Source organism: Rheinheimera sp. (assembly GCF_036782235.1).
Taxonomy (GTDB): Bacteria; Pseudomonadota; Gammaproteobacteria; order Enterobacterales; family Alteromonadaceae; genus Pararheinheimera.
The window spans coordinates 63,959-89,764 of sequence record NZ_DAIPZL010000006.1; the positions used below are offsets into that span (position 1 = coordinate 63,959).

Consider the following 25,806-nt stretch of genomic DNA (forward strand, 5'->3'; position numbering starts at 1 on the left):
CCCTGCATCAGTTCAGTGCTGAAAAAGCTGTCCATTTTGCATAATGGTCCAGCATCAGCAGCAAGAATAACAACATCAGGTGCACAATGGAAAACCTGAATGTTTTGATGGCGGTATCTGCTTTGGCATTAAATTTCAGCTGCCATGCCCAGGCCATAAACCACAGGTTTAACACCACAGTGCCCAGCAGGTAGATCACCCCTGTCATACCCACCAGATAAGGCAATAAACAGACTAAAAACAAAATCAGTGTATAAAGGAAAATGGCGGTTTTGGTAAATTCTATGCCATGGGTTACCGGCAGCATCGGCATATTGACCTTGGCATAATCGTCACGCCGGTGAATGGCCAGCGCCCAGAAATGTGGGGGTGTCCAGGCAAAAATAATCATCACCAGTAACAAGGGTTCAGCGGCAATTTCACCAGTCATACTGGTCCAGCCCAGCAGCGGTGGCATGGCCCCCGCCAGACCACCAATCACAATATTCTGGGGGGTGGCTCTTTTTAAATACAGGGTGTACACCACGGCATAACCAAACAAACTCGCCAGCGTCAGCCAGGCAGTCAAAGGGTTTACCATGCTGTATAACAACACAAAACCTGTGCCGGCCAGAACAACAGAAAACAACACGGCTTTTTCGGCACTGATGCGGCCACGCGCCACCGGCCTGTGATGGGTTCGTACCATTTGCGCGTCAATGCGCTGATCCAGCACATGATTAAGTGCAGCTGCCGCCGACGACAAGAGCCCAATGCCCAGGGTGCCAAAAATCAATAAATCAATGGCCGGCAAACCGGGCTGCGCCAATAACATGCCTACCCAGGCAGTTAACAACAACAATGCCACGACTTTGGGTTTGGTCAGCTGATAATAATCACGCCATACACTCTGGGTTCTGCCAATGACCGTTATTGTTTTCGCTTGGGTCATGCTGACCTCCTTTGTTGTTGTAACCGGGCACAAATCAGTGTCAACACCATCAGCAGGTTGGCTGCAACAAAGTTATGCGCCACGGCATTGCCCAGTGGCAACAACCACCAGATATTGGCCACTCCTAAACTAAATTGCAGCAGCAATAAAGCGCCCAGCAACATGGGTAATCTCGCCATGCCAATTTGCTGGCGTTGTTGCCACAAACGCAGTGCAAACCAGCCAACCGCCAGCAGTGTCAGCACAGCGCCAATACGGTGACTGATATGAATGGTTTGCCGCGCTTCAGCGCTCATCACACCAAATTCGTAATTGTCATGTCCCAGATGTAAGTCAAAAGCTTCGGGGAAATTCAGTTGTTGTTGCCAGCCGCTGTGGCAGATCGGCAACTCAACACAGGCCATGGCCGCATAGTTAGCAGAAGTCCAGCCACCCAGAGCAATCTGACCAACCAGGATCAGCAGCACCAGCCAGCCAGCTCTGGCCAGGCTGGCGGGCGCCTGATATTGCAAAAGCTCAGGCCGCAATTGTTTTGACAGTTGCCAGCGATACAACATCAACAGTGCCAGCAAACTAAAACCACCCAATAAGTGCCCCATCACCACCAGCGGGAATAAATTTAATGTCACTGTCCACATGCCAAGCGCAGCCTGAAATACCACTAAGGCTAAAAGCACTGTTGGCAGTACTGTGACTTTTTGCTGTAACCGCCAGCTAAGGAAAAAAATTCCCGCAATTAACAAACCCAGGCTGCCGGCAAAATAACGGTGGATCATTTCATTCCAGGCTTTGTGCGCCTCCACTGGCCGCTCAGGAAAACGGGCTTCAGCGATGGCCACATGGGTTTCGTGTTGCGGCACTTTCAGAAAACCATAACAACCTGGCCAATCCGGACAACCCAGTCCAGCATCGGTTAAGCGGGTATAAGCACCTAAAATAATCACCAGCATGGCCAGCACTATGGCCATACTCACCAGCATCCTTAACAGTTTCATACCGGCCCCCGGTCAAATTTCATCAGCTTCTGTAAATCAGCCATCACAGCTTTGCCCGTTAACGGCAGCTGTTGTAGCTCCTGTGGCATTGCATATTGCAGTAAGGCCAACCCCTGATGTTCGACCAACACCAGCTCGCCTATGCCGATACTATTGCCGCTGATGTTGCCGCTATTGTGCTGGAACTGCAGCGGCCGCTGTAACTGCGCTGGTGCCTGCTCAGCCAGCACCCAGAGTGTCAGTTGATCTTGTTTGCGGCCAAGGGCGGTGTGAATTTGTGTCATCAGGCTTAACACCTGCTGGCAATGTTGCAGGCAAGGGCTAGGCGCTAAGTACACCAAACGCCAGTGCGGCTCTGACGCGGGTACTGCCGGCAACAACCGGACTTCTTCACTAAGCCACTTACCTTTACTACTGGCGCCTGCGGAAAACCAGCCCTGAGTCAGTACCAGTTGCGCCAGCGCCACCGGCACCAGACAAACCATGGCAAACAACCAGATAAACTTCTTTTTTGGCATTCAGGCATCCTTCTGATAGCTGGCAGCAATTGCCACAATTAACACGGCAATAGCCAATAACAACCACTGCACTGCATAAGCCCGGTGTTTTTCCGGTGGCAGTACCACGGCTTTGTAATGATAAATAAAAGGGGTTTGTTGCTGATAAAACACACCACTGTAGAGTTGCAGCCCAATCTGACTTTCCAGCAACTCCGGCTCCACTGTTTGTAAACGCATGGGCCACTGCCCCTGGTCTTCCAGATTTTGCCCAAGCCGCAAACCAGCCAATCTGGTGCGTAGCACACCATCGAGCACAAATTCAGCGGGCACTTTAATGTGTGGCAGCTGGCTGCGCCCAGCCGGAGCAGCCACCCAACCAAGGTTGACCAATAACACCGGCGTATTGTGACTGAGCTGTACCGGCACTAACACGTCGTAACCGGCCTTGCCTTGCCAGATTTGGTTATCGATCAGCCAGACAAAAGGCGCTAACCAGTGTGCAACACCTTGCAGCGGCGCACCGTCGATTTCTGCGGAAGATTTTTGATAAGCATCAGACCAGGATAAAGGTCCTTGTTGCTGCCAGCTTTGAATTTGCTGTAGTTGTGCTTCTTTTTCGGCGGAACGCTGCCATTGCCACCAGGCCAGCTTGATTAACAGCAAAAAAGCGGCCAGAGTAATCAACACTAACCACCAACGCAGCATAAAGATCTGATTAAACAAGCGGATCTGCATCTGCATCTCCGCCAAACTGAGGTTGTATGCTGGTCAAACTGATACTCATAGCGTTACTGCTCTTTATCGTTTTTAACCTGTTCCGCGCTTTGTGGCTGATGCTGAAAAACGATCCCAATAAAGTCAGCATGTCGAAATATCTGGGCCGGCGCGTGTTATTTTCCGCCATTGTGATGGCGCTGCTTATTCTGGCGCTGGCGATGGGCTGGATAAGCCCACATCAACGCCCTTATTAAAAACTTCCCCAAACTTTCCCAAGAGCCCTGAGGCTGTCAGGCTTCCCAAACAAGACAGCTGGTCGCAGCAAGCGGCCAGCTTTGTGGCTATAAAACGTAGACAAACACAAATAAACACAACCAGACCACATCAACAAAATGCCAGTACCAGGCAGCCGCCTGAAAGGCAAAATGGTTGTGGGCGGTAAAGTGGTTTTTCAGCAAAATCCGAAGCAAAATCACCAGCAGGAAAATGGCCCCCAAAGTCACATGCATACCGTGAAAACCGGTCAACAGGAAAAAGGTATTGCCATAAATACCAGAATCCAGTTTTAAGCCCAGGTCACGATAAGCATGGATATATTCATAAGCCTGACAGGCCAAAAATGCCACGCCCAGCAGTACTGTCAGAGTCAGCATTAACTTCAGCTGCACACGTTTGCCTTGCTCCAGCCCAACATGGGCAAAGTGCAAGGTCACTGAAGAGGTCAGCAGAATTAAGGTGTTATAAAGCGGTAATCCCTGCCATGGCATAGCTGTGGTTTCGGTACCGCCCGGTGTTTTGGTCATAGGCCAGTGCGCGCTGAAATCGGGCCATAACAGTTGTGCTGTCATAGCGTTGTTACTTGCGCCGTCCAGCCAGGGCATGGCAATGATCCGGGCATAAAATAAAGCACCAAAAAAGGCCGCAAAAAACATCACTTCAGAAAAAATAAACCAGCTCATACCCTGCCGGAACGACCTGTCCATTTGTTTGCTGTACAAACCATGCATGGATTCATCGATGACGTTACGAAACCAGCCCACCAGCATAAACAACAACACGGCCACACCGGCCAGCAGCAGATAACCGCCATACCCTTCTTTGTTGCGGGTGACTTCATTGACAAAGTTACCGGCACCAAAAGCTATCATAAAAAGCGCCACAGCCCCGACTATCGGCCACGGGCTTTGTTCAGGTACATAATATTTGTCGTAAGTTTTACTCATCATTGCCCCCTGTTGAGACTTGCGCTGTCACTGTTTCAGCAGGTGCATGTTTTGTCATGTCATACAACGTGTAAGACAAAGTGATGGTGCTGAAATGCTCCGGCAGTGCAGGATCCACATAAAATTGTAATGGCATCAGTAGTTTCTGACCTGCAGTCAGAACCTGTTGGTTAAAGCAAAAACATTCCATTTTATTAAAGTACAAGGCAGCCTGACCCGGTGATACCGAAGGCACCGCCTGGCCAGTCATGGTTGCTGCCGTTGGATTTTGCGCTTCGTAATACACCAGTTTGATTTCACCCGGATGTACCGTCATTTTTTTTGTTTGTGGCGCAAACAACCAGGGCATGTCGGCATTGGGCATGGCCAGAAACTCGATAGTGATGGTTCTTTTGGCATCAACCACAGCTTTGTCGGCCGTTGCCGCCATAGTGCTGGTTTTGCCATTAATACCGGTTAAGTCACAAAACACGTCATACAGCGGCACCAGCGCAAAACCAAAACCAAACATCAGCGCAGTTGCCAACAACAGACGTTTAATTAAAGGTAGATGATCAGGTTGCCGCTGCATCAGACTGCTCCTATTTCACTTCGGGTGGCGTGGTAAAACTGTGATAAGGCGGTGGTGACGATAAAGTCCACTCCAGCCCTTCAGCCCCTTCCCACACCTGATCCGTTGCTTTTTCACCACCTTTAATACACTTCACCAGCACCCAGACAAACAACAGTTGTGACAGGCCAAAGGCAAAACCGCCGATGCTGATAAAGGCATTAAAATCAGCAAATTGCAGCGCGTAGTCTGGGATCCGTCTTGGCATGCCGGCCAAACCGACAAAGTGCATCGGGAAAAACAACATATTGACGGAAATCAGCGAACACCAGAAATGCCATTGCCCGAGTGTCTCGTCGTACATATGGCCTGTCCACTTCGGCAGCCAGTAATAAGCGGCGGCAATAATGGAGAAAATAGCCCCTGTGACCAGCACATAATGGAAATGTGCGACCACAAAGTAGGTGTCGTGGTACTGGAAGTCTGCCGGTGTAATGGCCAGCATCAAACCGGAAAAACCACCTATGGTAAAGAGCACAATAAAGGCCAGCGCAAACATCATCGGCACTTCAAAGGTCATGGCGCCTTTCCACATGGTGGCCACCCAGTTAAACACTTTGACCCCGGTCGGCACTGCAATCAGCATGGTGCAATACATAAAAAACAGTTCAGCAAAGACCGGCATGCCGGTAGTGAACATATGGTGCGCCCACACCAGGAACGACAACAAAGCGATACTTGAAGTGGCATATACCATAGAGGCGTAACCAAACAACGGTTTGCGCGCAAAAGTAGGCACTATGCTGGAGATGATGCCAAAGGCCGGTAAAATCATGATGTAGACTTCCGGGTGACCAAAAAACCAGAAAATATGCTGGAACAACACAGGATCACCACCACCAGCGGCATCAAAAAAGCTGGTGCCAAAGTACTTGTCGGTCAGCACCATAGTGACAGTGCCTGCCAGTACCGGCATCACCGCGATCAGCAGAAAAGCAGTAATTAACCAGGTCCAGACAAAGAGCGGCATTTTCATCCAGGTCATGCCAGGGGCACGCAGGTTAAAAATGGTCACAATGACGTTAATTGCGCCCATAATCGACGAAATACCCATGATATGCACAGAAAACACAAAAAGTGCTGTACTGTCACCACTGTATTTAGTGGATAAAGGGGCGTAAAAAGTCCAACCAAAGCCTGGTCCGCCACCTTCCATAAACAAGGACGCCAATAAAATGGCAAAGGCAAATGGCAAAATCCAGAAGCTCCAGTTGTTCATCCGTGGCAGCGCCATGTCAGGTGCGCCAATCATCATCGGAATTAACCAGTTAGCCAAACCGGTAAAGGCCGGCATCACAGCACCAAACACCATGATCAGGCCATGAACTGTGGTCATCTGATTAAAAAAGTCTGCCTGAACCAACTGTAAACCCGGCTGAAATAACTCAGCGCGGATCACCATCGCCATGGCGCCACCGATAAAAAACATCGTCAGGGCGAACAGCAGATACAAAGTGCCGATATCTTTATGATTGGTTGTATATAACCAGCGTTTTAAACCTGAAGGCGCATGGTGATGGTGTTCACCATGATGCGCAGTGTCGTGATCATGAGTCACTGTGCTCATCTGCTACTCCTTTTTACCGGTTTTGGCGGCGTGAATATCAGCGGCCTGAATCAGGTCACCGGTATTATTGTCCCAGGCGTTACGCTCGTAGGTAATGACAGCTGCTATTTCCTGCATCGTCAGTTGTTTACCAAAAGCCTGCATGGCCGTACCGGCTTTACCATTGAGCACTATGTCGATATGGGCAGCTTTACCTTCGGCTGTTGTCGCCATTTTGCTGCCCTTCAGTGCCGGGAAAGCGCCAGGTAAACCACCACCACCAGCCTGATGACAGGCAGCGCAATAACCAAGATAGGTTTTTTCACCCAGAGCCATGGCTTCATCCATGCTCATATTCATTGCAAGCAGTTCCTGTTCAGCCGCTTTGGCTTTGGCCTGAATATCAGCCTGCTCTTTGATCCACGCCTCAAAGTCTGCCGGCTCTTTGGCCACCACCACCACCGGCATAAAACCATGATCCTTACCACAAAGCTCAGCACACTGACCGCGATAGACACCGGGTACATTCACTTTGGCCCAGGACTCATTGATAAAACCGGGGTTGGCGTCTTTTTTCACAGCAAAGGCTGGCACCCACCAGGAGTGGATCACGTCATCTGAAGTGGTCAAAAAGCGGACTTTTTTACCTGTTGGGATCACCAGCGGCCTATCCACTTCCAGCAGATAGTTTTCGCCTTTGGCGATTTTGTTGTTGATTTGCTTTTGAGGTGTTGCCAGCAGCGAATAATACTCAACTGGATAGTCGAGATATTTGTAATGCCACTTCCACTGCGAGCCTGTGACCAGCACTGTCACTTCGGCGTCTGTGGTATCTTCCATCGCAATCAAGGTCTTAGTGGCAGGAATAGCCATAATGATCAAGATGAACACCGGGATAGCTGTCCAGAGAATCTCAACTCTGGTGCTTTCATGGAACTGTGCCGGCTGTACTCCTTTTGCCTTGCGATGATGGAGAATGGCCCAGAACATAGCGCCAAACACCACCAGGCCAATTGCACAGCAGATATAAAATATCGTCATGTGCAGGTCATACACCTGCTGACTGATATCAGTGGCACCCTGAGTCATATTCAGGGGCATTTCTGCGGCAGAAGCCATTTCGACAAACAGCAAGGATAGCAGCGAGCAGCGATAACGACTCGTTTTCGCCACGTAACGTCTCCTCTGTCATTTTGCATAATTAGCAAATTGTCAGAACCAGACACTACAACCCACTCACCGTATCTTGTTCTGCAATTTATTGTTTTTTATTATGTAATCCCACAAGTACCCAATATTAAAACTACCACTGAACTATGTTTTTATCGGGCACAGGCTAAGAATTGACCACAAAGCCCGATCTGTAAACCCCATAATGCAAAAAGCACCGGCAAACCAATCAGGTCATACCAGTGCTTTTAGCAGAAACATATTGAGTTTATTTAACTTTTATCCGCTTTTATTACCAGGTTTGGTTGCGAATTACACCAACAGCCAAACCTTCAATTGCAAAAAACTGCTGCGTTAAATCCACTTTTATCACATTAAAGTCGCTGTTTTCGGGGTGTAAGTACACAAATTGACCATCACGCCTGAAACGTTTCACTGTGACTTCATCTTCCACTCTGGCAACCACCACTTCACCTTGCCTGGCTTCTGTGGTTTTGTGTACTGCCAGTAAGTCGCCGTCCAGAATACCAATGTCTTTCATACTCATGCCGGACACTTTTAACAGGAAATCTGCTGCCGGATGAAACAGATTGGCATCGAGCTGATAATACTGATCGATATGTTCAGTCGCCAGAATAGGCTGGCCTGCAGCTACACGGCCAATCAGCGGCAAACCGCTGTATTCAGGCTCATTGGCTACCACATCATCGTCTTCCAGCAAGCGGATGCCACGGGATGTGCCCGGCATCATTTCAATAAAACCTTTTTTTGCCAGCGCTTTTAAATGTTCTTCAGCGGCATTGGCCGATTTAAAACCCAGCTGACTGGCAATTTCTGCCCGCGTTGGCGGCATGCCTGACTGCGCCTGATAATCCTTAAGTAATTGTAATATTTCGGCTTGTCTTGGAGTTAGTGGTCGCATGATGCTGAATGCCTATACAGTGAATACTGGGAGTATATACAGTGAGTTTCTGCCTGCCAAGCAGGGAATCGTAGAAAATAGGCAAATTTGTGCGAAATTGGCGGGAATTTCATTCCATGGTATCTTAGCCGGCTGTTTTTGACTGCAGGTAACCTATGTTTGCGCGATTAAAGTGGTTTGCCAGTGTATTACAATGGCCATTAAGGCCGCTGGTAAAATATAAAATCATTCCGGCCCAACCGGTCAGTAGCCTTGAATTAAATCTAAATAAGCCGCTGTTTTATATCAGCAGAGTGGCTTCTGCCAGCGATCTGGCTACGCTGAAACGCGCCTGCCTGCAACTGGGTTTACCCGATCCCACCGAACATGTCAGCATAGGTAATGTCACTTTGCCCCGAACCTTGTTTTTGCAACGACCCACGCCTTTGTGGGGCGCCCCCAAAGCGTCGCTGGCGTTGCAACAAGGTCAAAAGTTACTACAGGCTCATTTAAATCAGCCTGAGCAGGACGCGCAGCTGGTGCCGGTGGCCATCAGTTGGGGCCGCGCACCGGGCAAAGAAGCCAGTGTCAAATCTGTGATAGGCGAAGCTGCAGCTCCCGGCTGGCTGCGCAAATTATTTGTGGTCCTGATTTCCGGTCGCCATACCCTGGTGCAGTTTTCCCGTGCCGTTTCGTTAAAAGACATGGCAGCCGAACATGGTGCCAGTGAAGAAAGCTCACACAAACTATTGCGGGTGGCCCGTTTTCACTTTTACCGCCAGCAACTGGCCGCCACAGGGCCGCGTCAGCCAAACCGCACCGCACTCTTTAATGCTCTGCTGGGCTCGGAAGCACTGAAAAAGGCCATCGCCGATGAAGCCAAAAGTAAAAATATCAGTCTGGAACAAGCACGGCAGGAAGCGCGCAATTTACTGGAAGAAATCGCAGCGGATTATCGTGAATCGACACTCAGAGTGGGCGACAGATTATTAAGCTGGTTATGGCGTAAGTTATTCAGCGGTATCAAAATTCACAATGCTGAAGTGATCCGCGATTTAGCACAACGTGGCCATGAAGTGGTGTATCTGCCTTGTCATCGCAGTCATATGGATTATCTGCTGCTCAGTTATGTGATTTACCAGCAAGGCCTGGCAGCACCGCATATTGCCGCAGGCATTAACCTGAATTTCTGGCCTATCGGCAAGTTTTTCCGTCGTGGTGGTGCCTTTTTTATCCGGCGCAGTTTTAGCGGTAACAAACTGTATTCAGCGGTATTCCGTGAATATTTGTCGCAGTTATTCCGCAAAGGGTACAGCGTTAAATACTACAGCGAAGGCGGCCGCAGCCGCACCGGCCGTTTACTGCAACCCAAAACCGGCATGCTGGCCATGACAGTGCAGGCGTTGCTGCGCGGCATCGACCGCCCTGTCACTCTGGTGCCTGTGTATCTGGGGTATGAGCATGTGATGGAAGTCAGCACTTATCTGCGTGAACTCAAAGGCTCTGCCAAAACCAAAGAATCGGCTTTAGGTATTCTGCAGGCAGTGCGCCAACTGCGCGACTATGGCTACGGTTATGTGAATTTTGGCGAACCGATTTCACTGAATAGTTATCTGCAGCAACATGCCCCCGACTGGCGCCAGAGTATTAATCCTGTTGAACCCCAAAAACCACAATGGCTGAACCCTGTGGTCGCCAAACTGGCGCATGAAGTGATGACCAGGGTGAACCAGAGTGCAGCGCTCAATGGCATTAATCTGATTGCCACCACCTTACTGGCAACAGAACAGCATGTACTGACCCGCAAAGCGCTGGTGGCGCAGCTGGATTTATATCTGGCGTTACAGCAACATGCGCCTTATCACAGCTCTGTTACCCTGCCTGAAGGTACAGGGAGCAGCCTGGTGCAACATGCGCTGGACTTACACAAAATTCACCTGCAACAGGACGAATTTGGCGATTTAATTCAGCTCAGTGCCGAAGAAGCTGTAGTGATGAGCTATTACCGCAATAACATCAGTCACCTGTTTGTGATCCCAGCCTTGCTGGCCACAGCGCTGCTGCAACATCGCAGCCTCAGCAAAATGCAGCTGCTGAATATCTGCCAACAGTTACAACCGCTGTTACAACAGGAATTGTTTTTAGCATCCGATGATTTAAGCCGTTATGTCGAACAAGTGCTGGTGTTTTTACAGCAACAAGGGCTGATTGAGGAAAAAGAGCAGGGTTATCAGTGCACCGACAATCAGAATCCGGCTTATCACCAGCTGCAACTGTTGGCACATAACAGTGATGCTATTTTGCAGCGTTATGCCATGGTGCTGAATCTAATAGCGCTGGAAGCGCCCGTGCAGCGGGCTGAACTGGAGCAACACAGCCAGCAGCTGGCGCAGCGCCTGTTAAAATTGCATGGCATTGAATCGCCTGAATATCACGATAAACAACTGTTTGCGACTTTGGTCAATGCACTAAAAGAAGCGCATTACATTCAGCTTGATGAACAATATCAGCTGACCAGTGGCCAGAATTTCCAGCCGCTGCTTGCTACAGTCAACGCTTTATTACAACCTGAAGTGTTGCAAAGTATCCGGCAGATCACCGCAGATAAAAGCTCCGGCTAAACCGGAGCTGTTGCTGTTTATTCGTTACGGGCTTTGTCGTAACTGCGGATCACCCCTTCCTGCATGGTTGACGCCACCAGTACACCGGCGCGGTTAAAAAATTGACCGCGCACCAGACCCCGGGCCCCGGACGCGCTCGGGCTGTCTACCGCATATAACAACCAGTCATCAAAACGAAAATCCTGATGAAACCACATGGCATGGTCAATAGTGGCGACCTGCATATTCGGCGCCATAAAAGACTTGCCGTGCGGCTGCAGCGCAGTGGGCAGGAAATTAAAGTCTGAGGCATAAGCTAACAGATATTTATGCACCCTTAAATCGTCGGGCATAGCACCATTGGCCTTAAACCAGACATAACGTTTGGCGTTACTGACCTGAGGTTTAAAAGGGTTGTGAAAGGCCACAGGACGCATTTCAATAGGTTTTTCACAGATAAACTTGCTGCGCAGGCTTTGTGGGATCAGGTCAGCGTGTTCACGGTAAAACTCCAGATCAGACACTAGCTCTTCAGGAGGAGGTACCTGCGGCATTAAATCCTGATGTTCAAAACCTGCTTCGTCAGCCTGAAAAGACGCCGTCATATAAAAAATGGGTTTGCCAAACTGAATGGCGCTGACACGTCTGGTACTAAAACTTTTGCCATCGCGGATATTTTCTACTTCATAAACGATAGGGCGGGAGGCGTCACCAGGACGCAAAAAATAAGAGTGAAATGAATGCACTTTGCGGTCTTCAGGTATGGTTTCTTTGGCAGCCGACAACGCCTGCCCCATTACCTGACCGCCAAATACCGCTTTAAAGCCTAAATCCTGACTTTGGCCACGGTACAATCCCAACTCGATAGTTTCCAATTTTAATAACGACAATAAATCGGCTAACACCTGGCTCATCATGGGCTCCAAAAATGCTGACACAATGCTGCATTGTGCAGCAGTGCCGTAAAAACTGCAAAACAGAGGTAAGACAACATACTGCCAACTCGCCTGGCGAAAATACCCCCAAATTCACAACAAAGCTGCTGGCTGCGGCGTAAAAAGCACGGCATAATCGCGCCAGCTTGCACAAAGGAGCCATTCAAATGGCCTGGCTGTTTAAAACAGAACCCAACGAATGCAGTATTGATGATATAGCCGCTGCCCGGGACGGTGTGATCTGGGAAGGGGTGCGTAATTATCAGGCACGTAATTATCTCAGAGATCAGGTAAAAACCGGTGATTTGGTCTTGATCCACCATTCAAGTTGTAAACATATTGGTTTAGCCGGTCTTGCCAAAGTCGTGGTACCAGCCTTTGCTGATCCAAGTCAGTTTCAGCCGCGTAGCCCTTATTACGACGCCAAAGCCAGTGCTGATCGCTGGCCCTGGGTTGCTGTTCAGGTCCAGTTTGTAGAAAAGTTTAGAAAAATCATTACGATGGATGAATTAAGAACACAGCCAGCTCTGGCACAGATGCAATTATTGAAAAAAGGTAACAGGTTATCGGTGATGCCAGTAACAAAAGAGGAAATGGAGCTTGTACTTTTTTTAACCAGCGCATAGAGTATAAACAATCCACGCAGCCTGCTTGCAGGTACAGTCCTGAGAAGGGGTAAGACAGATGGCAGCACTACTTCAAGAACGTCGCGACCAGACCAAAGATGTGAATTATTTTTGGAATGAGCTGAATATGGCGCAAAAATTTTCAGTCGCTGAATTGCAACGTTTTGGTTATGAGCTAGCGTTTGTGCGCCGTAGCCCCAGTTTTAGCCTCGCGGTGCTGCGTGCCGGTGATCGGATTGCAGCTGTGGATCAGGACGGTCAAATCGACACTGAACCTAAAGTGGTGATCCGGCATTAACATCGGCCACAATTCAGGATTCAGGCCGGTTCCGACAGCGGACGTGACGTTTTTCCAAATTCTTTATAACTCTGTTCTTTAACCAGCATCACCCCAGACTGACACAACTGTAGATAACCCGCCAAAGAGTTTTTCTGCCAGCCTTGTATTAAACGGCCATGGCGGTTAATAAAAGCTTCCAGCTCAGCATATTCCACTGTCAGATTACGATTGCAGTATTTTTTCAGCGCCTGTGGCAATGACTGTTGTTTTTGCGCCAGTTCTTTGCAGATCACCGGAATAGCCTGACATAAAGTTTCAATACAAAACACTTCGCTGGCTGGCAACCTGCTGTTGATTTTATCCTGCAGCAGCTGTTGTAACAGGATTTGGCAGCACTCTTCGGCCAGCTCATAAGTCAGCTGCAGTATATGAGACGACTCCTGATCCCGCAATTTGTATTCCATCACCATACGTTTATGGGCTTTGCTGAGGCTGTCAATTTTAATCACCAGCAGCACAACAACGATAAAAAAAACAATAAATATCAACAAGGTCCACATATACAACTCAGAATATTCGACAACCAATCCGGTCCGAAAACACCACCAAAAAAACGCCATACGTCAGGCACGGCGACGAGTATACCACTGCGTTGCTACAATCCAACGACGCCTGAGCGAATTTCACTGCAGGCGTGTTGGCGTGATTTATTAGTTTTTTTGCTTACGTTTGATGTAGTTATTAATTTGCTGTTCCAGGATCGGTAGCGGCAGACTGCCGTTTTGCAGCAGGGTGTCATGAAACTCCCGTACATCGAAGTCAGCGCCAAGCGCCCGCTCAGCCTGTTTTCTTAAACGTTTGATGGTAATTTCGCCCAGTTTGTAAGACAGCGCTTGCGCTGGCCAGCTGATATAACGATCAATTTCGGTGGTGACATTATGCAAGGACAGAGCACTGTTGTTGGCCATAAAATCGATCGCCTGCTGTCTGGTCCAGCCCATAGTGTGCATACCTGTGTCCACCACCAGTCGGGCCGCACGCCACATCTCATAAGTCAGCCGGCCAAAGTTACTGTATGGGTCCTGATAAAAACCCACTTCCAGCCCCAGATATTCAGAATACAACCCCCAGCCTTCGCCAAAAGCCGAAGTGTAAAAACTGCGACGATATGAGGGTAAATCAGTTTGTTCGTTCGCCAGCGCGACCTGCAGGTGATGACCAGGCACAGCTTCGTGAAGTGTCAGGGCTTCCAGCTCATACAGCGGACGCCGGTCCAGCGCATAAGTGTTTACCCAATAAAAGCCTGGCTCACCGTCACCGCGGCCACCGGCATAACGGCCAGTGGTGTATTTAGGCGCAATTTCGGCCGGCACTGGCTCCACCCCATAAGGCGTGCGCGGTAATTTTTTAAACAGTTTTGGCAACTGGGCGTCAATTTTTTTCGACAGATAAGCCGCTTCTTTCAGCAGCTGATCCGGGGTTGTCACGTAAAACTGCTTGTCGGTGCGTAAAAACTGAATAAATTCAGCAAAACTGCCGTTAAACCCGGTGTCACTGATCACTTTGGCCATTTCTGCCCTGATCCGCGCCACCTCATTTAGACCAATCTGATGCACCTGTGCTGGTGTCATTTTCAGTGTGGTGTAATGCTCCAGCCGATTCTGATAAAACTCTGCGCCCAGCGGCAACGCGATAGCAGCTATATCGTCGCGTGCGCCTGGTAAATATTGCTGCACAAAAAAGTCATGGTATTGCTGATAAGCGGGGAAAATCTCTTTGTTGATCAGGTTTTTTGCCTGTTGCTGATATTGCTGCCACTCAGCGTCAGTCAAACCCGTCACAGGTTTTTGTAACGGCCTGAAGAATACCGATTGCCCAGCGTCTTTGGTAATAAAAGAGCGGATGCCTTCGGCATAACCATTCAGCACTGCTTTGGGCTGGGTATAACCTTTGGCCAGCCCCTCGCGCATCCACTGCGTTTGCTGTTGCATATATTTGGGCACTGACGCCAGGCGCTGCAGGTAATTCTCAACATCTTTTTTGTTTTTCAGCGCAGCGCCCGCCAGCATAAAAGTCAGATCGCTGTGAAAGCCCGATTCGGCGGTCAGCGGCATATAATGCGCACCGTAACGATACTCATCAACATCGTTTTGCAGCCGGTACACTAAAATCGCGTGGTTGATCTGCTGTTGCTCCGTCAGTCGACTCACATCAACAGCTTTTAATTGAGCCAGCAGCTGTTGTCTTTTTTCATCAGCCAGCGCCAGTGCCTGAGGTGACATATCGGGCAGACTGGTTTCACTGCGCGGACTAATCTCCTGTGCCTGTTGCCAGATTTTATCGGCAAAAGTATTAAAGTCTGTGCTGGCCGCAGGCGGCTGGTTGGCACAGGCGGTTAAAGCGGCTGCGCAGAACAACACCAGTAATTTACGTTTCATAAAAAGATCCCAAAGAGAAGTTGCCAGCTGATTGTATACAATTCTCTACGTGGCGATGAAACCGCCCGCCTGACAAAATTGCCGTTTGAGCCGATTTTATATCAACAAATTGGGCAAAGCCGGAGCAAAAAGCAGCAAACAGCTGATAAATTTGTAAAAAAACCACAATTTTTAAAAAAAATCTTGGCGTATGGCAGCGCTGTCGTTATTTTAAAGATGCGAGAAGCTCAAGATGCGCGCCAACCCTTGCGTTCAACCGGCATTTACGTAACATAAGGGCATTCATTTGCGCTAAGTCTATGCAGTATCCATTGGAGTTTTACTTGGCATGATGTATCAGGATTCAATCGATCAGGCGAGCGAAAAAGCTGCTCTTGCAATGGCTTTTTTGCAGCGGCATCGTTTGGCAGCACACCCGGTAAACTTCACCGTCGCTTACGAATATATCAGTGGCGTTCACGCTGCCTTATGCCAGACCATAGAACAGAAACTCGAAGCCCGCATCCATTTTGATGACTTTGTAATGATTGAGCTGTACAGCAATTACATTGTTACCACCAGCAAAGAAAACGAACAACTGGTCAGCAGAGTAAATCAGATTGTCAGCAAGTTAAGCGGCACCGCTGATCTGGCCAGTGAAACCATCAACGAATATATCGAAGTGCTGGATCAAGGCTTACAGCTGCTGAGCAGCGACAGCCTGGTTGACCCTAAAATCACTATGCAACGTATGATGGATGCGACTGTTGAGCTGCGCAGCAGTCAGGAAAAATTACGTGACCAGCTGCAGCACTCAGCTGAGCAAAGCCAGATTTTACGCACAGAGCTGGAACAGCTGAAAAAAAGCCGTCAGGTAGACGCACTGACCGGTTTGTATAACAGGCTCAGCATGCAGGAACATGTGGATGACTGGCTCACCCAGGACCCACAACGCCGTATTGCCGCTATTGCCGTTGATCTCGACCATTTCCGCCAGTTTAACCACGATTATGGTTTTAATATCGGCGATGTTATCTTGTCGAAAGTGGCGAAAAAAATCAGTGCTTATGTGCAGGAAAGCGGTTTGCCGGTGCGTGCCGGTGGTGAAGAATTTTTAATTCTGCTACCTGATGTGGATTTACGCACCGCCAGCGAAATTGCCGAACAGGTGCGTCGTGGTGTGGAAAAACTGCGTTTTGTATCGTCCCGTAGTAAAAAAGCCTTACCTAAAGTGACCATTTCGCTAGGCGTGACGCTGTATCAGTCGGAAGAAAACTGGCATCAGTTTCTGGCCCGCACCAGTCAGGTGTTGACCGTGGCAAAAAGACGCGGTCGCAATCAGGTTGCCACTGAAGCCATGCTGTAAACACCATGGCTGCCGCGCTGCTAAAAGAGCAAATCAACAGCACTTTATTAAACGCCATTGCAGCGCGTTGTCAGCAGTATTATCCAGCCTTTGATACCGCGGCTTTTTTACAAAAGTTCAATGACGATTTTCACACACTTGAACTGAAACAACGCATCAACCACACCTCCACCAGCCTGTATCAGACACTGGATTTGCCATTCGGGAAGGCCTGCGCAGTGCTAAAGCCAGTCAGTAGCCATTTTAGTGGTATTCCTGGTTTTATTTTCCCCGAAATTGTGGCGCAGTTTGGCTTAGAACAACCCGAAGTGGCGCTGGACGCACTGGGCCATTTCACCCGTTTTTCCACCAGCGAATTTGCCATCCGGCCTTTTATCCAACGATATACGGCAAAAACCTTTGCCCAGCTGCTGGCATGGGCTGAGGCCGACGACCATCATCTGCGTCGTCTGGCCAGCGAAGGCTGCAGACCACGTTTGCCCTGGGGCACGGCGTTAAAGGCCTTACAACGGGATGCCAGCCCGATTTTGCCCATACTGGAAAAACTCAAAGCCGACCCTTCGGATTATGTACGGCGCAGTGTGGCCAATAACCTGAACGACATCAGTAAAGATCAGCCAGAACTGGTGCTGGCACTCGCCGCCCGATGGCAAGGGAACAATGACAGAACTGACTGGATCATCAAACACGCCTTGCGCACCCTGCTGAAACAGCGTCACAGTCAGGCACTGGCTTTGTTTGGTTATCAAACTCCGGCTCTGCACGCCAGCCTGAGCCTCGACTGCACACAAGTACGGATGGGCCAGCAGCTGCAGTTTCAGGTACAGCTTCAAAGCCAGGCGCCGCTTGGCAAACTACGGCTGGAGTATGCCATCGATTTTACCGGCAAAAACGGTAAGAGCCGGCACAAAGTATTTCAGCTGTTAGAGCGCACAGTGACCGAACCAACACTGCAATTACAACGTAGTTATCGTTTTGTCGACATGACCACACGCAAACATTATCCGGGGCCACATCAGCTACATCTGTTTATCAATGGCCAGCCTTATGCGTCTGCCCCTTTTGAGTTACAACCAGCACAAAGTAGCTAATTTGCAGCATTTACCGCCTTTTGATTGGCGTAGCCGGACGGATCTTTTACACTAGCGCCAGTTTCGAGCTGGCAAAGGCCTTATCATGACAGAGCAGCATCAGGATGCAGCAACAGCTGCAGAGCAAAACACCACCCATTTTGGTTTTAAAACAGTCGCAGCCCAGGAAAAAGTCTCTTTGGTTGCCAACGTCTTTCATTCAGTTGCCGCCAAATATGACGTGATGAATGACCTGATGTCCCTTGGCATCCACCGGCTGTGGAAAAGATTTACCATCGATTGCAGTGGTGTCCGCCCTGGCCACAAAGTGCTGGATTTAGCCGGCGGCACCGGCGATTTAACCGCATTATTCTCCAAAAGAGTCGGCCCGACTGGTCAGGTGATACTTGCTGATATTAACGAGTCGATGCTCAATGTCGGCAAAGACAAACTGCGTGATATGGGGCTGGTCAATAACATCAGTTATGTGCAGGCCAATGCTGAAGCATTACCATTTGCCGACAATAGCTTTGATATTATCACCATTGCTTTTGGCTTACGGAATGTCACCAATAAAGACGCTGCGCTGCGCTCAATGTTCAGAGTGTTAAAACCGGGCGGCCGTCTGCTGGTGCTGGAATTCTCCAAGCCAACCGAAGCCTGGCTCAGCAAAGTTTATGATCTGTATTCATTTAAACTGCTGCCGGCCATGGGGCAACTGGTGGCCAATGATCGGGAGTCTTATCAGTATCTGGCTGAGTCTATCCGGATGCATCCGGATCAGGACACGTTAAAACAGATGATGGAAGATGCCGGTTTTAGTCAAACCAGCTACCACAATTTAACGGGCGGTATTGTCGCGCTGCACCGCGGTTATAAATTTTAACAGGGCACTGCAGATGCAAAAAGCCGGTTTGCTGCCGTTTTTTCCGCCGCTGTTGCCACAGTTGCTGCTGAGCATCGCCGAACCCGTACTGAATAAAGTGATCAGTATGGACCCGGATGCGCCGGCGCGACTGCAACAACTGCAAGGCCGGCAACTGGCAGTGGAGCTGACCGATGTTAAATTACGACTGGTGCTGACGGTACAACCAAACGGTGTCTGGCTGAATCAACATCAGGAAAAAGTAGATTGTGCACTGATCACTAACCTGAGCAGCCTGCGCCAGTTAAAAGACCCCAGCCAGCTGACCCGGCTGATCCGCGAAAACGCACTGGATATCGAAGGTGATCTGCAGCAACTGCAACAATTTAATCAGTTTTTTGCCCGCTTAGCGCCTGAATGGGCGGAGCATTTATCCGGTTATATTGGCGACGCCGCAGCCCACAAAGTCAGCCTGATGCTCAAACAAACACAGTTATTATTCAGTGCCAAACTCTCTGAAACAGAGCAGATGCTGACCGAGCTGGCGCAGGATGAATTACAACTCAGCCCACATCCGGCGCAGCTGCAACAATTTAGTGCCGAAGTCAGCCAGCTTAGTGCCCGCACTGAACAACTGGCGCGTCAGCTTGCGCTTATCAAGGGGAAATAAGTGAGTCTGAGCCGTTTTTACCAGATCAAAAAAACCTTATTGCAATATGGGCTGGATGAACTGATCCCAGCACAGTGGCAGCCCTGGTGGGCCAGAGGCGCCAGACTATCGCTGTTTTGGCTACGCAACCAGCATCCAGACAAAAGTCTGGGTGAACGTCTGCGTTTAGCTTTACAAAGCCTGGGACCGGTTTGGGTGAAGTTTGGCCAGATGTTATCTACCCGCCGCGATTTATTCCCGCCTGAACTCGCCGACGAACTGGCCAAGCTGCAGGATAAAGTGGCGCCATTTGACGGTCAGCAGGCACAACAGCTGATTGAACAAGCGCTTGGCCTTACACACATCAGCCAATTATTCAGTGAGTTTTCGGTCACGCCATTAGCTTCTGCTTCTATTGCCCAAGTGCATGCCGCCCGCTTATTGCAGGCCGATGGTACAGAAGCCGATGTAGTGGTTAAAGTGATCCGCCCTGGTATCGAAGCACAAATTCTGGCTGATCTGGACCTGATGGCCGACATTGCCGGTGCAGTGGCGCGCTTTTTACCGGACGGTAAAAGACTCAGACCCCGTGAAGTAGTTGCGGAATACCGTAAAACCATTCTGGATGAGCTGGATTTACAGCGTGAAGCTGCCAACGCCATTCAGCTGCGCCGCAACTTCACCAACTCAGATTCGTTATATATTCCCTTTGTGTACAGCGATCACTGCCGCCCGAATGTGATGGTGATGGAGCGGATTTACGGCATTCCGGTGTCTGATATTGCCGCTTTGCAGGCGCAAGGCACCGACATGGAGCTGCTGGCTAAACGCGGGGTTGAAGTGTTTTTTACCCAGGTGTTTCGCGACAGTTTTTTCCATGCCGATATGCACCCTGGCAATATTTTTGTATCGCGCGACACACCACACAACCCCAAATATATTGGCATAGACTGCGGTATAGTCGGCACGCTGAATCGTGAAGATAAAAGATACCTGGCGGAAAATTTTGTGGCCTTTTTTAACCGAGACTACCGCAAAGTCGCTGAACTGCACGTGGACTCAGGCTGGGTGCCTTATGACACCAGCATTGAAGAGTTTGAAAGTGCCATCCGCACTGTGTGTGAACCTATTTTCCAGAAACCACTGGCCGATATTTCTTTTGGCCAGGTGCTGATGAACCTGTTTAACACAGCACGGCGTTTTAATATGCAGGTACAGCCACAGCTGGTGTTACTGCAAAAAACTCTGCTTTATATTGAAGGTTTAGGCCGGCAGTTATATCCGCAACTGGATTTATGGAAAACCGCTAAACCCTTTTTAGAAAACTGGGTAAAAGAGCAGATAGGCCCAAGAGCCATGTTCAGGCAAATTAAAGAAAACCTGCCGTTCTGGGCGGAAAAGCTGCCGGAAATGCCCAATTTATTGCATGGTTATTTGCAGCAACAACCTAAAGCACAGCAGGCTCTGCTGCAGCAAATGCAACAACTACAACAACGTCAGCTGCAGCAGAGCCAGGCACTAAAACTGGCGGTATTGGCCAGTGGCGCTGCTGTCAGTGCGGCAGTATTGCTTGCCATTGGCTGGCCTGTGCTTGCTACAGCTTTAGCTGTTGGCGCTATGTTTTTTGCGGCAAAAGCGGTATTGTCATAATTCTTTCTTACAATACAGCGGACAACTGCCGGACGCTATAAGCACAGAGTCTGGTTTCTGACAAAACAACTGATAATACAAGGGTCTTCTATATGGGTTTTGGTGGTATTAGTATTTGGCAACTGCTGATTATTCTGGTGATTATTGTGCTGTTATTCGGCACCAAAAGACTGCGCAATATCGGCACTGATTTAGGTTCAGCAATTCGTGGTTTTCGCAGCTCATTAAAAGAAAACGACACCGAAAATACAACGGAAACAGACGCCACTTTTCCTGAAGTACGTAAAGAAGTGAGCAACAACCAGACTACCGCTGCACCTGCGGCACAAGCGACGCCTGTTGCCCCTGCAACAACCACAGCGACACCTGCGCAGCCGGCGCAACCTGTCGTGAATAACAACAGTGGCACAGAAAAACACTAATGAGCTTCTGGGAACTGGTGTTATGTGGTGTAGTGGCGCTGATAGTGCTGGGGCCTGAGCGGTTACCCGGTGCTATCCGCAGTGTCAGCCAGTTTATCAATGGCGTGCGCCAATTTGGTCAGCAAATGAGAGCAGAGCTTGGTGACGAGCTTAGAGCGCATGAACTGCATCAAAAACTCAAAGAAGCGGAAGAAAAAGGCCTGTTAAACCTGACACCGGCCGAGCTGACCGCACTGGCCGAGCTGCGTCAGGCAGCCGCCGATGTGACCAACCCTTACGCCGGTACACAAACCGGCACCACAGCCCCAGCCACTGAATCCACAGCGGAACAAACTGCAGTCACAACTGAACATAATGAACAAAAAAACGACAAGCCCGCACAACCCTAACAGCCTGATGGGCCATTTGATTGAACTGCGCAACCGCTTGCTGAAAAGTATCGCTGCAGTGGTGCTGATATTTCTGTCGCTGGCTTATTTTGCCAATGATATTTACCACTTGCTCAGTTTGCCATTGATGAAAGTACTGCCACAAGGCACCAGCATGATAGCCACTGATGTGGCCGCGCCTTTTTTTGCACCTTTTAAACTGACTTTTATTGTGGCCTGTATTCTGGCTGTGCCTTATATCCTGTTTCAAATCTGGCGTTTTATTGCGCCTGCTTTGTACAGCAGAGAAAAACACCTGATAGCGCCACTGATTGCCTCCAGCACTATTTTGTTTTATGCCGGCATCGCTTTTGCGTATTTCCTGGTATTTCCGCTTATTTTTGGCTTTTTTACCAGCGTGGCACCAGAAGGCGTCACCATAGCCACCGATATCAGCAGTTATCTGGATTTTGTGTTAAAGCTGTTTTTTGCCTTTGGCCTCAGCTTTGAAATCCCGGTGGCCATTTTGTTGCTGATTTGGACAGGCGCCATGAGCCGGCAGGACTTGATTGAAAAACGGCCTTATTTTATTGTCGTAGCCTTTGTCATCGCGATGTTTTTGACACCGCCAGATGTGTTGTCACAAACCTTGTTGGCCGTGCCTATGTGCCTGCTGTTTGAACTTGGTATCTGGATGGGGCGTTTTTATCAGCCTAAAGCTAACGAAACGGAAACTGACGAAGAAGCGGAACCACCGCATCAATAACACAAGGATTTTTATGAAGTTAAAACTAAGCGTTTTGCTGTTTTGCCTGATGTCATCCGGTGCCCACAGTGCCGATTTAGCCAGTCAGTTGGCGGCCTGCCAAAAACTCAGTGACGAAAACCAGCGTCTGGCCTGTTTTGACCGCATCAGTAAAACCACAATGCCTGTGACTGCACCAGTGTCGTTGCCGCCACCAGCCGAAGCTCAAACTGCGGTATCAGCACCTGCTCCTGTAGCAGCACCAGCACCAGCACCAGCACCAGCACCAGCAGCTTCACCGGTGGCAGTGGAAAAAACCACTCCTGCTGCCGCACCAGAAGAATTTGGCGCTGAACAGTTAAAAAAACCAGAACCTGTTGAAGCTACCGAACTGCGCAGTGAAGTGGTCAAAATTGAAAAAGATGCCCGCAAGAGAATGGTGTTACATCTGGCCAATGGCCAACAGTGGTTGCAATTGGAAGTGGAATATTTTTACGTCAAGCCAGGTGACACCGCCATTATCCGCCGCGCCGCATTAAGTTCATTTTTATTGGGAACCGATCGGGTGTCAAAAACCATCCGGGTTCGTCGTGTTAAATAACCAGTACAGCTGGTTTGATGCCGGCGTAAATTTATTTAGCGCCCAATATGACACTGACCGGGCGCAGGTGATGCAAAATGCCAGCGCTGCCGGTGTAGGCACCATGCTGCTGATTAGCAGCGATTTGGCCGAAACGGCCGATAATCTGAGCTGGTGCCAAAACTATGACAACTGCCTGACCACAGCAGGTGTACATCCCCATCAGGCAAGCGCTATTGCTGCAGACTGGCAAACACAACTTGAGCAGCTGCTTAGGCTGGAGAAGGTCGTGGCCGTGGGAGAATGTGGCCTCGATTTTAACCGGATGTTCTCGCCACAGGCGCAGCAAATTCAGGTGTTTGAAGCCCAGCTCCATCTTGCCAAAAGTACAGACAAGGCGGTGTATCTGCATGAAAGAGACGCTTTTGATACCCAAATCAGTTTGCTGAAACAACATCAAATCAGTCGTGGCATCGCCCATTGTTTTACCGGCGATTTCACACAACTAAAAGCTTATCTGGATTTAGGTTTATATATTGGCATTACCGGCTGGCTTTGTGATGAACGCCGCGGTCAACTGCTGCAACAAGCCATGACTTATCTGCCGGCCGACCGGCTTATTTTAGAAACAGACGCACCATATTTGCTGCCGCGTAATCTGGACAATAAACCCAAATCTCGGCGCAATGAACCGGCATTTATCAGCGCTATTGCAGCACAGTTATCCAACCTGACCGGCTGGTCGGTCGCTGATATCGCCAAACACAGTGAATACAATGCCCGCCAGTTATTTCACCGGGAGCAAAGCCAATGACGATGCCGGATTTTGCGCTGTTATTACGGCCGCTGCAGCTTTACCCCTGGCACTTTGTGGTGTTAACCCTGTTAGCGGCTTTGTTTGGCGCCGCTTTGTTTGCTGTGCTGGTGTATCGCCGGCAACTGAAATGGCAACAGGAAACTGCCGAACAGCTGGAAGAGAATATTCAGACCCGCACCTTCGAGTTGCAGGTGGCGTTAAATGAGCTGGCCGACAAAAACCGTATTCTGGAAGAACAAAATACCCAGGACGCCCTGACCGGCGTGCGTAACAGAGCTTATTTTGACAAAAAAATTCAGGCTGAACTCAAACGCAGCCGTCGTGAACAAAGGCCGTTGGCGCTGGTGATGCTCGACATCGACCATTTTAAACAAATTAATGATAACCACGGCCATTTGGCCGGTGATGCCGTGATCCGGGGTGTGGCAGAAAAAATTGCCCAGTTACTCAAACGCAGCAGCGACCACGTCTGCCGTTATGGCGGGGAAGAATTTGCGCTGATTTTGCCCAACACTGACGCTCACGGTGTTGTTGAACTGGCCGAACAAATCCGGCTCAGTATTGCCGCCAGCCCTTTTGATACCGAAATTGGCCCATTGCCGGTGCAAATCAGCGCCGGTTGTTATGCTGCAGTGGCAGCACCTGACATGGTCAGTACAGATTTTATTCACGCAGCTGATCAGGCGCTTTATCAGGCAAAAACGGCCGGCCGCAACCAGGTGATCCTGGCGGCAGCTTCCGACGCTGCTACGCCTGTTGCTGCTTCAGAAGGAAACACCGATGAACTCGTCCAGTAGTTATTTCCCCGCCAGCCGCCTGCGCCGGATGCGCCAACATGACTTCAGCCGCCGCTTGATGGCTGAACATCAACTGACGGTGAACGACCTGATTTACCCTATGTTTATTATTGAAGGCGACAACAAACGCGAAACTATCGCTTCGATGCCGGGCATTGAACGCCTGACGCTGGATTTATTGCTGGAAGAAGCCAAAGAGCTGGTGGCGCTTGGTATTCCGGCGATAGCGCTGTTTCCGGTTACACCACTGGATAAAAAGTCATTAATGGCCGAAGAAGCCTACAACCCGGATGCTCTGGCACAACGTGCTGTGCGTTTGTTAAAACAGCATGTCCCTGAACTTGGTATTATTACCGATGTGGCGCTGGATCCTTTTACCACCCACGGTCAGGACGGCATTATTGATGAAAGTGGTTATGTGCTGAATGACGTCACCACCGACATTCTGGTAAAACAGGCGCTGTCCCATGCACAAGCCGGCGCCGACATTGTTGCCCCTTCAGATATGATGGATGGCCGTATTGGCGCTATCCGCGAAGCTTTGGAAGCCGAAGGTTTTCATAACACCCGCATTCTGGCGTATTCCGCTAAATATGCTTCAGCCTATTACGGCCCCTTCCGCGATGCGGTAGGCTCTGCCGGCAATTTAAAAGGCGGCAATAAAAAGTCGTACCAGATGGACCCGGCCAACAGCAACGAAGCGCTGCGCGAAGTGGCTTTGGATCTGGAAGAAGGCGCTGATATGGTGATGGTTAAACCTGGCATGCCCTATTTAGACATAGTGCGCCGGGTGAAAGACGAGTTTGGTGTACCGACATTTGCTTATCAGGTCAGTGGTGAATATGCCATGCATATGGCCGCCATTCAAAACGGCTGGCTGGCAGAAGAAGCTGTGGTGATGGAGTCCTTATTGGCCTTTAAAAGAGCAGGCGCCGACGGCATTCTGACTTATTTTGCCAAAAAAGCGGCTATCTGGTTAAAAGGCTAACACGGCTGCCACCAAATCGTCCTGACCCAAAAAAAGCG

At 49.6% G+C, this 25,806-nt stretch carries 28 protein-coding genes; 16 read left to right on the top strand and 12 right to left on the bottom strand.

What is annotated here, in order from left to right:
- Positions 1 to 7: 7 nt before the first annotated feature.
- Genes cyoE through V7P87_RS08890 form a run of 4 tightly spaced genes read right to left on the bottom strand, consistent with a single transcriptional unit; the run spans position 8 to position 3,161 of the window.
- Positions 8 to 931 (bottom strand): heme o synthase, encoded by a 924-nt coding sequence (gene cyoE / locus V7P87_RS08875; RefSeq protein WP_333797115.1) that lies wholly within the window; start codon positions 929 to 931, stop codon positions 8 to 10.
- Positions 928 to 1,926, bottom strand: a complete 999-nt coding sequence (locus V7P87_RS08880) for a COX15/CtaA family protein (protein ID WP_333797116.1) — start codon at positions 1,924 to 1,926, stop codon at positions 928 to 930. The genes cyoE and V7P87_RS08880 overlap by 4 nt, the downstream gene beginning before the upstream one ends.
- Positions 1,923 to 2,444, bottom strand: a complete 522-nt coding sequence (locus V7P87_RS08885; protein ID WP_333797117.1) for a hypothetical protein — start codon at positions 2,442 to 2,444, stop codon at positions 1,923 to 1,925. Before V7P87_RS08885 ends, V7P87_RS08880 begins: the two co-directional genes overlap by 4 nt.
- On the bottom strand, positions 2,445 to 3,161 hold the full coding sequence (locus V7P87_RS08890) for an SURF1 family protein (RefSeq protein WP_333797118.1): 717 nt from the start codon (positions 3,159 to 3,161) through the stop codon (positions 2,445 to 2,447). It abuts the gene before it with no gap.
- Between the two features lie 26 nt (positions 3,162 to 3,187).
- On the opposite strand from V7P87_RS08890, the gene V7P87_RS08895 reads away from it, so the two are divergent.
- The gene (locus V7P87_RS08895; protein ID WP_296298066.1) at positions 3,188 to 3,397 is read left to right on the top strand and encodes a DUF2909 domain-containing protein; all 210 of its coding nucleotides are present in this window, start codon (positions 3,188 to 3,190) and stop codon (positions 3,395 to 3,397) included.
- A gap of 87 nt (positions 3,398 to 3,484) precedes the next feature.
- Here V7P87_RS08895 and V7P87_RS08900 read toward each other — a convergent pair whose 3' ends face one another.
- From V7P87_RS08900 to lexA, 5 genes are all read right to left on the bottom strand, one after another.
- The gene (locus V7P87_RS08900; RefSeq protein ID WP_333797119.1) at positions 3,485 to 4,366 is read right to left on the bottom strand and encodes a cytochrome c oxidase subunit 3; all 882 of its coding nucleotides are present in this window, start codon (positions 4,364 to 4,366) and stop codon (positions 3,485 to 3,487) included.
- Positions 4,359 to 4,937 (bottom strand): cytochrome c oxidase assembly protein, encoded by a 579-nt coding sequence (locus V7P87_RS08905; protein ID WP_333797120.1) that lies wholly within the window; start codon positions 4,935 to 4,937, stop codon positions 4,359 to 4,361. The genes V7P87_RS08900 and V7P87_RS08905 overlap by 8 nt, the downstream gene beginning before the upstream one ends.
- Positions 4,938 to 4,947: 10 nt before the next feature.
- Positions 4,948 to 6,543, bottom strand: coding sequence for a cytochrome c oxidase subunit I (ctaD, locus tag V7P87_RS08910; protein WP_333797121.1), 1,596 nt, complete (start codon positions 6,541 to 6,543; stop codon positions 4,948 to 4,950).
- A 3-nt stretch (positions 6,544 to 6,546) separates the two neighbouring features.
- Positions 6,547 to 7,695 carry a cytochrome c oxidase subunit II gene (coxB, locus tag V7P87_RS08915; protein ID WP_333797122.1) on the bottom strand — a complete coding sequence of 383 codons (1,149 nt, stop codon included), beginning with the start codon at positions 7,693 to 7,695 and terminating at the stop codon, positions 6,547 to 6,549.
- Positions 7,696 to 7,984: 289 nt separating this feature from the next.
- Positions 7,985 to 8,614, bottom strand: a complete 630-nt coding sequence (lexA, locus tag V7P87_RS08920; RefSeq protein ID WP_296298072.1) for a transcriptional repressor LexA — start codon at positions 8,612 to 8,614, stop codon at positions 7,985 to 7,987.
- 155 nt (positions 8,615 to 8,769) lie between these two features.
- Here lexA and plsB point away from each other — a divergent pair, with 155 nt between their 5' ends.
- Entirely contained in the window at positions 8,770 to 11,214 is a 2,445-nt protein-coding gene (gene plsB, locus V7P87_RS08925; RefSeq protein WP_333797123.1) for a glycerol-3-phosphate 1-O-acyltransferase PlsB, read from the top strand.
- Between the two features lie 17 nt (positions 11,215 to 11,231).
- Here the strand turns inward: plsB and tesB are convergent, their stop codons facing one another.
- Positions 11,232 to 12,107 carry an acyl-CoA thioesterase II gene (gene tesB, locus V7P87_RS08930; protein ID WP_333797124.1) on the bottom strand — a complete coding sequence of 292 codons (876 nt, stop codon included), beginning with the start codon at positions 12,105 to 12,107 and terminating at the stop codon, positions 11,232 to 11,234.
- A 188-nt stretch (positions 12,108 to 12,295) separates the two neighbouring features.
- Between tesB and V7P87_RS08935 the strand changes: the two genes are divergently transcribed.
- On the top strand, positions 12,296 to 12,754 hold the full coding sequence (locus V7P87_RS08935; RefSeq protein ID WP_333797125.1) for an EVE domain-containing protein: 459 nt from the start codon (positions 12,296 to 12,298) through the stop codon (positions 12,752 to 12,754).
- Between the two features lie 58 nt (positions 12,755 to 12,812).
- Positions 12,813 to 13,052 (top strand): hypothetical protein, encoded by a 240-nt coding sequence (locus tag V7P87_RS08940; protein ID WP_260658111.1) that lies wholly within the window; start codon positions 12,813 to 12,815, stop codon positions 13,050 to 13,052.
- A 20-nt stretch (positions 13,053 to 13,072) separates the two neighbouring features.
- Here V7P87_RS08940 and V7P87_RS08945 read toward each other — a convergent pair whose 3' ends face one another.
- Both V7P87_RS08945 and V7P87_RS08950 read right to left on the bottom strand, forming a co-directional pair.
- Complete coding sequence (locus V7P87_RS08945; RefSeq protein WP_333797126.1) at positions 13,073 to 13,582, bottom strand: hypothetical protein; 510 nt, start codon at positions 13,580 to 13,582, stop codon at positions 13,073 to 13,075.
- A gap of 162 nt (positions 13,583 to 13,744) precedes the next feature.
- Positions 13,745 to 15,472, bottom strand: coding sequence for a DUF885 domain-containing protein (locus V7P87_RS08950; protein ID WP_333797127.1), 1,728 nt, complete (start codon positions 15,470 to 15,472; stop codon positions 13,745 to 13,747).
- A gap of 328 nt (positions 15,473 to 15,800) precedes the next feature.
- Here V7P87_RS08950 and V7P87_RS08955 point away from each other — a divergent pair, with 328 nt between their 5' ends.
- From V7P87_RS08955 to hemB, 12 genes are all read left to right on the top strand, one after another.
- On the top strand, positions 15,801 to 16,817 hold the full coding sequence (locus V7P87_RS08955) for a GGDEF domain-containing protein (protein WP_333797128.1): 1,017 nt from the start codon (positions 15,801 to 15,803) through the stop codon (positions 16,815 to 16,817).
- Positions 16,818 to 16,822: 5 nt separating this feature from the next.
- The gene (locus V7P87_RS08960; protein WP_333797129.1) at positions 16,823 to 17,908 is read left to right on the top strand and encodes a DNA alkylation repair protein; all 1,086 of its coding nucleotides are present in this window, start codon (positions 16,823 to 16,825) and stop codon (positions 17,906 to 17,908) included.
- A gap of 85 nt (positions 17,909 to 17,993) precedes the next feature.
- Positions 17,994 to 18,773 carry a bifunctional demethylmenaquinone methyltransferase/2-methoxy-6-polyprenyl-1,4-benzoquinol methylase UbiE gene (ubiE, locus tag V7P87_RS08965; RefSeq protein ID WP_333797130.1) on the top strand — a complete coding sequence of 260 codons (780 nt, stop codon included), beginning with the start codon at positions 17,994 to 17,996 and terminating at the stop codon, positions 18,771 to 18,773.
- 13 nt (positions 18,774 to 18,786) lie between these two features.
- Positions 18,787 to 19,422, top strand: a complete 636-nt coding sequence (locus tag V7P87_RS08970; protein WP_333797131.1) for a ubiquinone biosynthesis accessory factor UbiJ — start codon at positions 18,787 to 18,789, stop codon at positions 19,420 to 19,422.
- Positions 19,423 to 21,051: a ubiquinone biosynthesis regulatory protein kinase UbiB gene (ubiB, locus tag V7P87_RS08975; RefSeq protein WP_333797132.1), complete on the top strand. Its 1,629-nt coding sequence runs from the start codon at positions 19,423 to 19,425 to the stop codon at positions 21,049 to 21,051.
- Between the two features lie 92 nt (positions 21,052 to 21,143).
- Entirely contained in the window at positions 21,144 to 21,473 is a 330-nt protein-coding gene (gene tatA / locus V7P87_RS08980) for a twin-arginine translocase TatA/TatE family subunit (protein WP_333797133.1), read from the top strand.
- The gene (gene tatB / locus V7P87_RS08985; protein WP_333797134.1) at positions 21,473 to 21,862 is read left to right on the top strand and encodes a Sec-independent protein translocase protein TatB; all 390 of its coding nucleotides are present in this window, start codon (positions 21,473 to 21,475) and stop codon (positions 21,860 to 21,862) included. The genes tatA and tatB overlap by 1 nt, the downstream gene beginning before the upstream one ends.
- Entirely contained in the window at positions 21,828 to 22,607 is a 780-nt protein-coding gene (tatC, locus tag V7P87_RS08990; RefSeq protein WP_333797135.1) for a twin-arginine translocase subunit TatC, read from the top strand. Before tatB ends, tatC begins: the two co-directional genes overlap by 35 nt.
- Positions 22,608 to 22,620: 13 nt before the next feature.
- Positions 22,621 to 23,187 carry a hypothetical protein gene (locus V7P87_RS08995; RefSeq protein WP_333797136.1) on the top strand — a complete coding sequence of 189 codons (567 nt, stop codon included), beginning with the start codon at positions 22,621 to 22,623 and terminating at the stop codon, positions 23,185 to 23,187.
- The gene (locus V7P87_RS09000; protein WP_333797137.1) at positions 23,177 to 23,980 is read left to right on the top strand and encodes a TatD family hydrolase; all 804 of its coding nucleotides are present in this window, start codon (positions 23,177 to 23,179) and stop codon (positions 23,978 to 23,980) included. The genes V7P87_RS08995 and V7P87_RS09000 overlap by 11 nt, the downstream gene beginning before the upstream one ends.
- Positions 23,977 to 24,780, top strand: coding sequence for a GGDEF domain-containing protein (locus V7P87_RS09005; RefSeq protein WP_333797138.1), 804 nt, complete (start codon positions 23,977 to 23,979; stop codon positions 24,778 to 24,780). Before V7P87_RS09000 ends, V7P87_RS09005 begins: the two co-directional genes overlap by 4 nt.
- Positions 24,764 to 25,768 carry a porphobilinogen synthase gene (hemB, locus tag V7P87_RS09010; protein WP_333797139.1) on the top strand — a complete coding sequence of 335 codons (1,005 nt, stop codon included), beginning with the start codon at positions 24,764 to 24,766 and terminating at the stop codon, positions 25,766 to 25,768. The genes V7P87_RS09005 and hemB overlap by 17 nt, the downstream gene beginning before the upstream one ends.
- Positions 25,769 to 25,806: the final 38 nt, after the last annotated feature.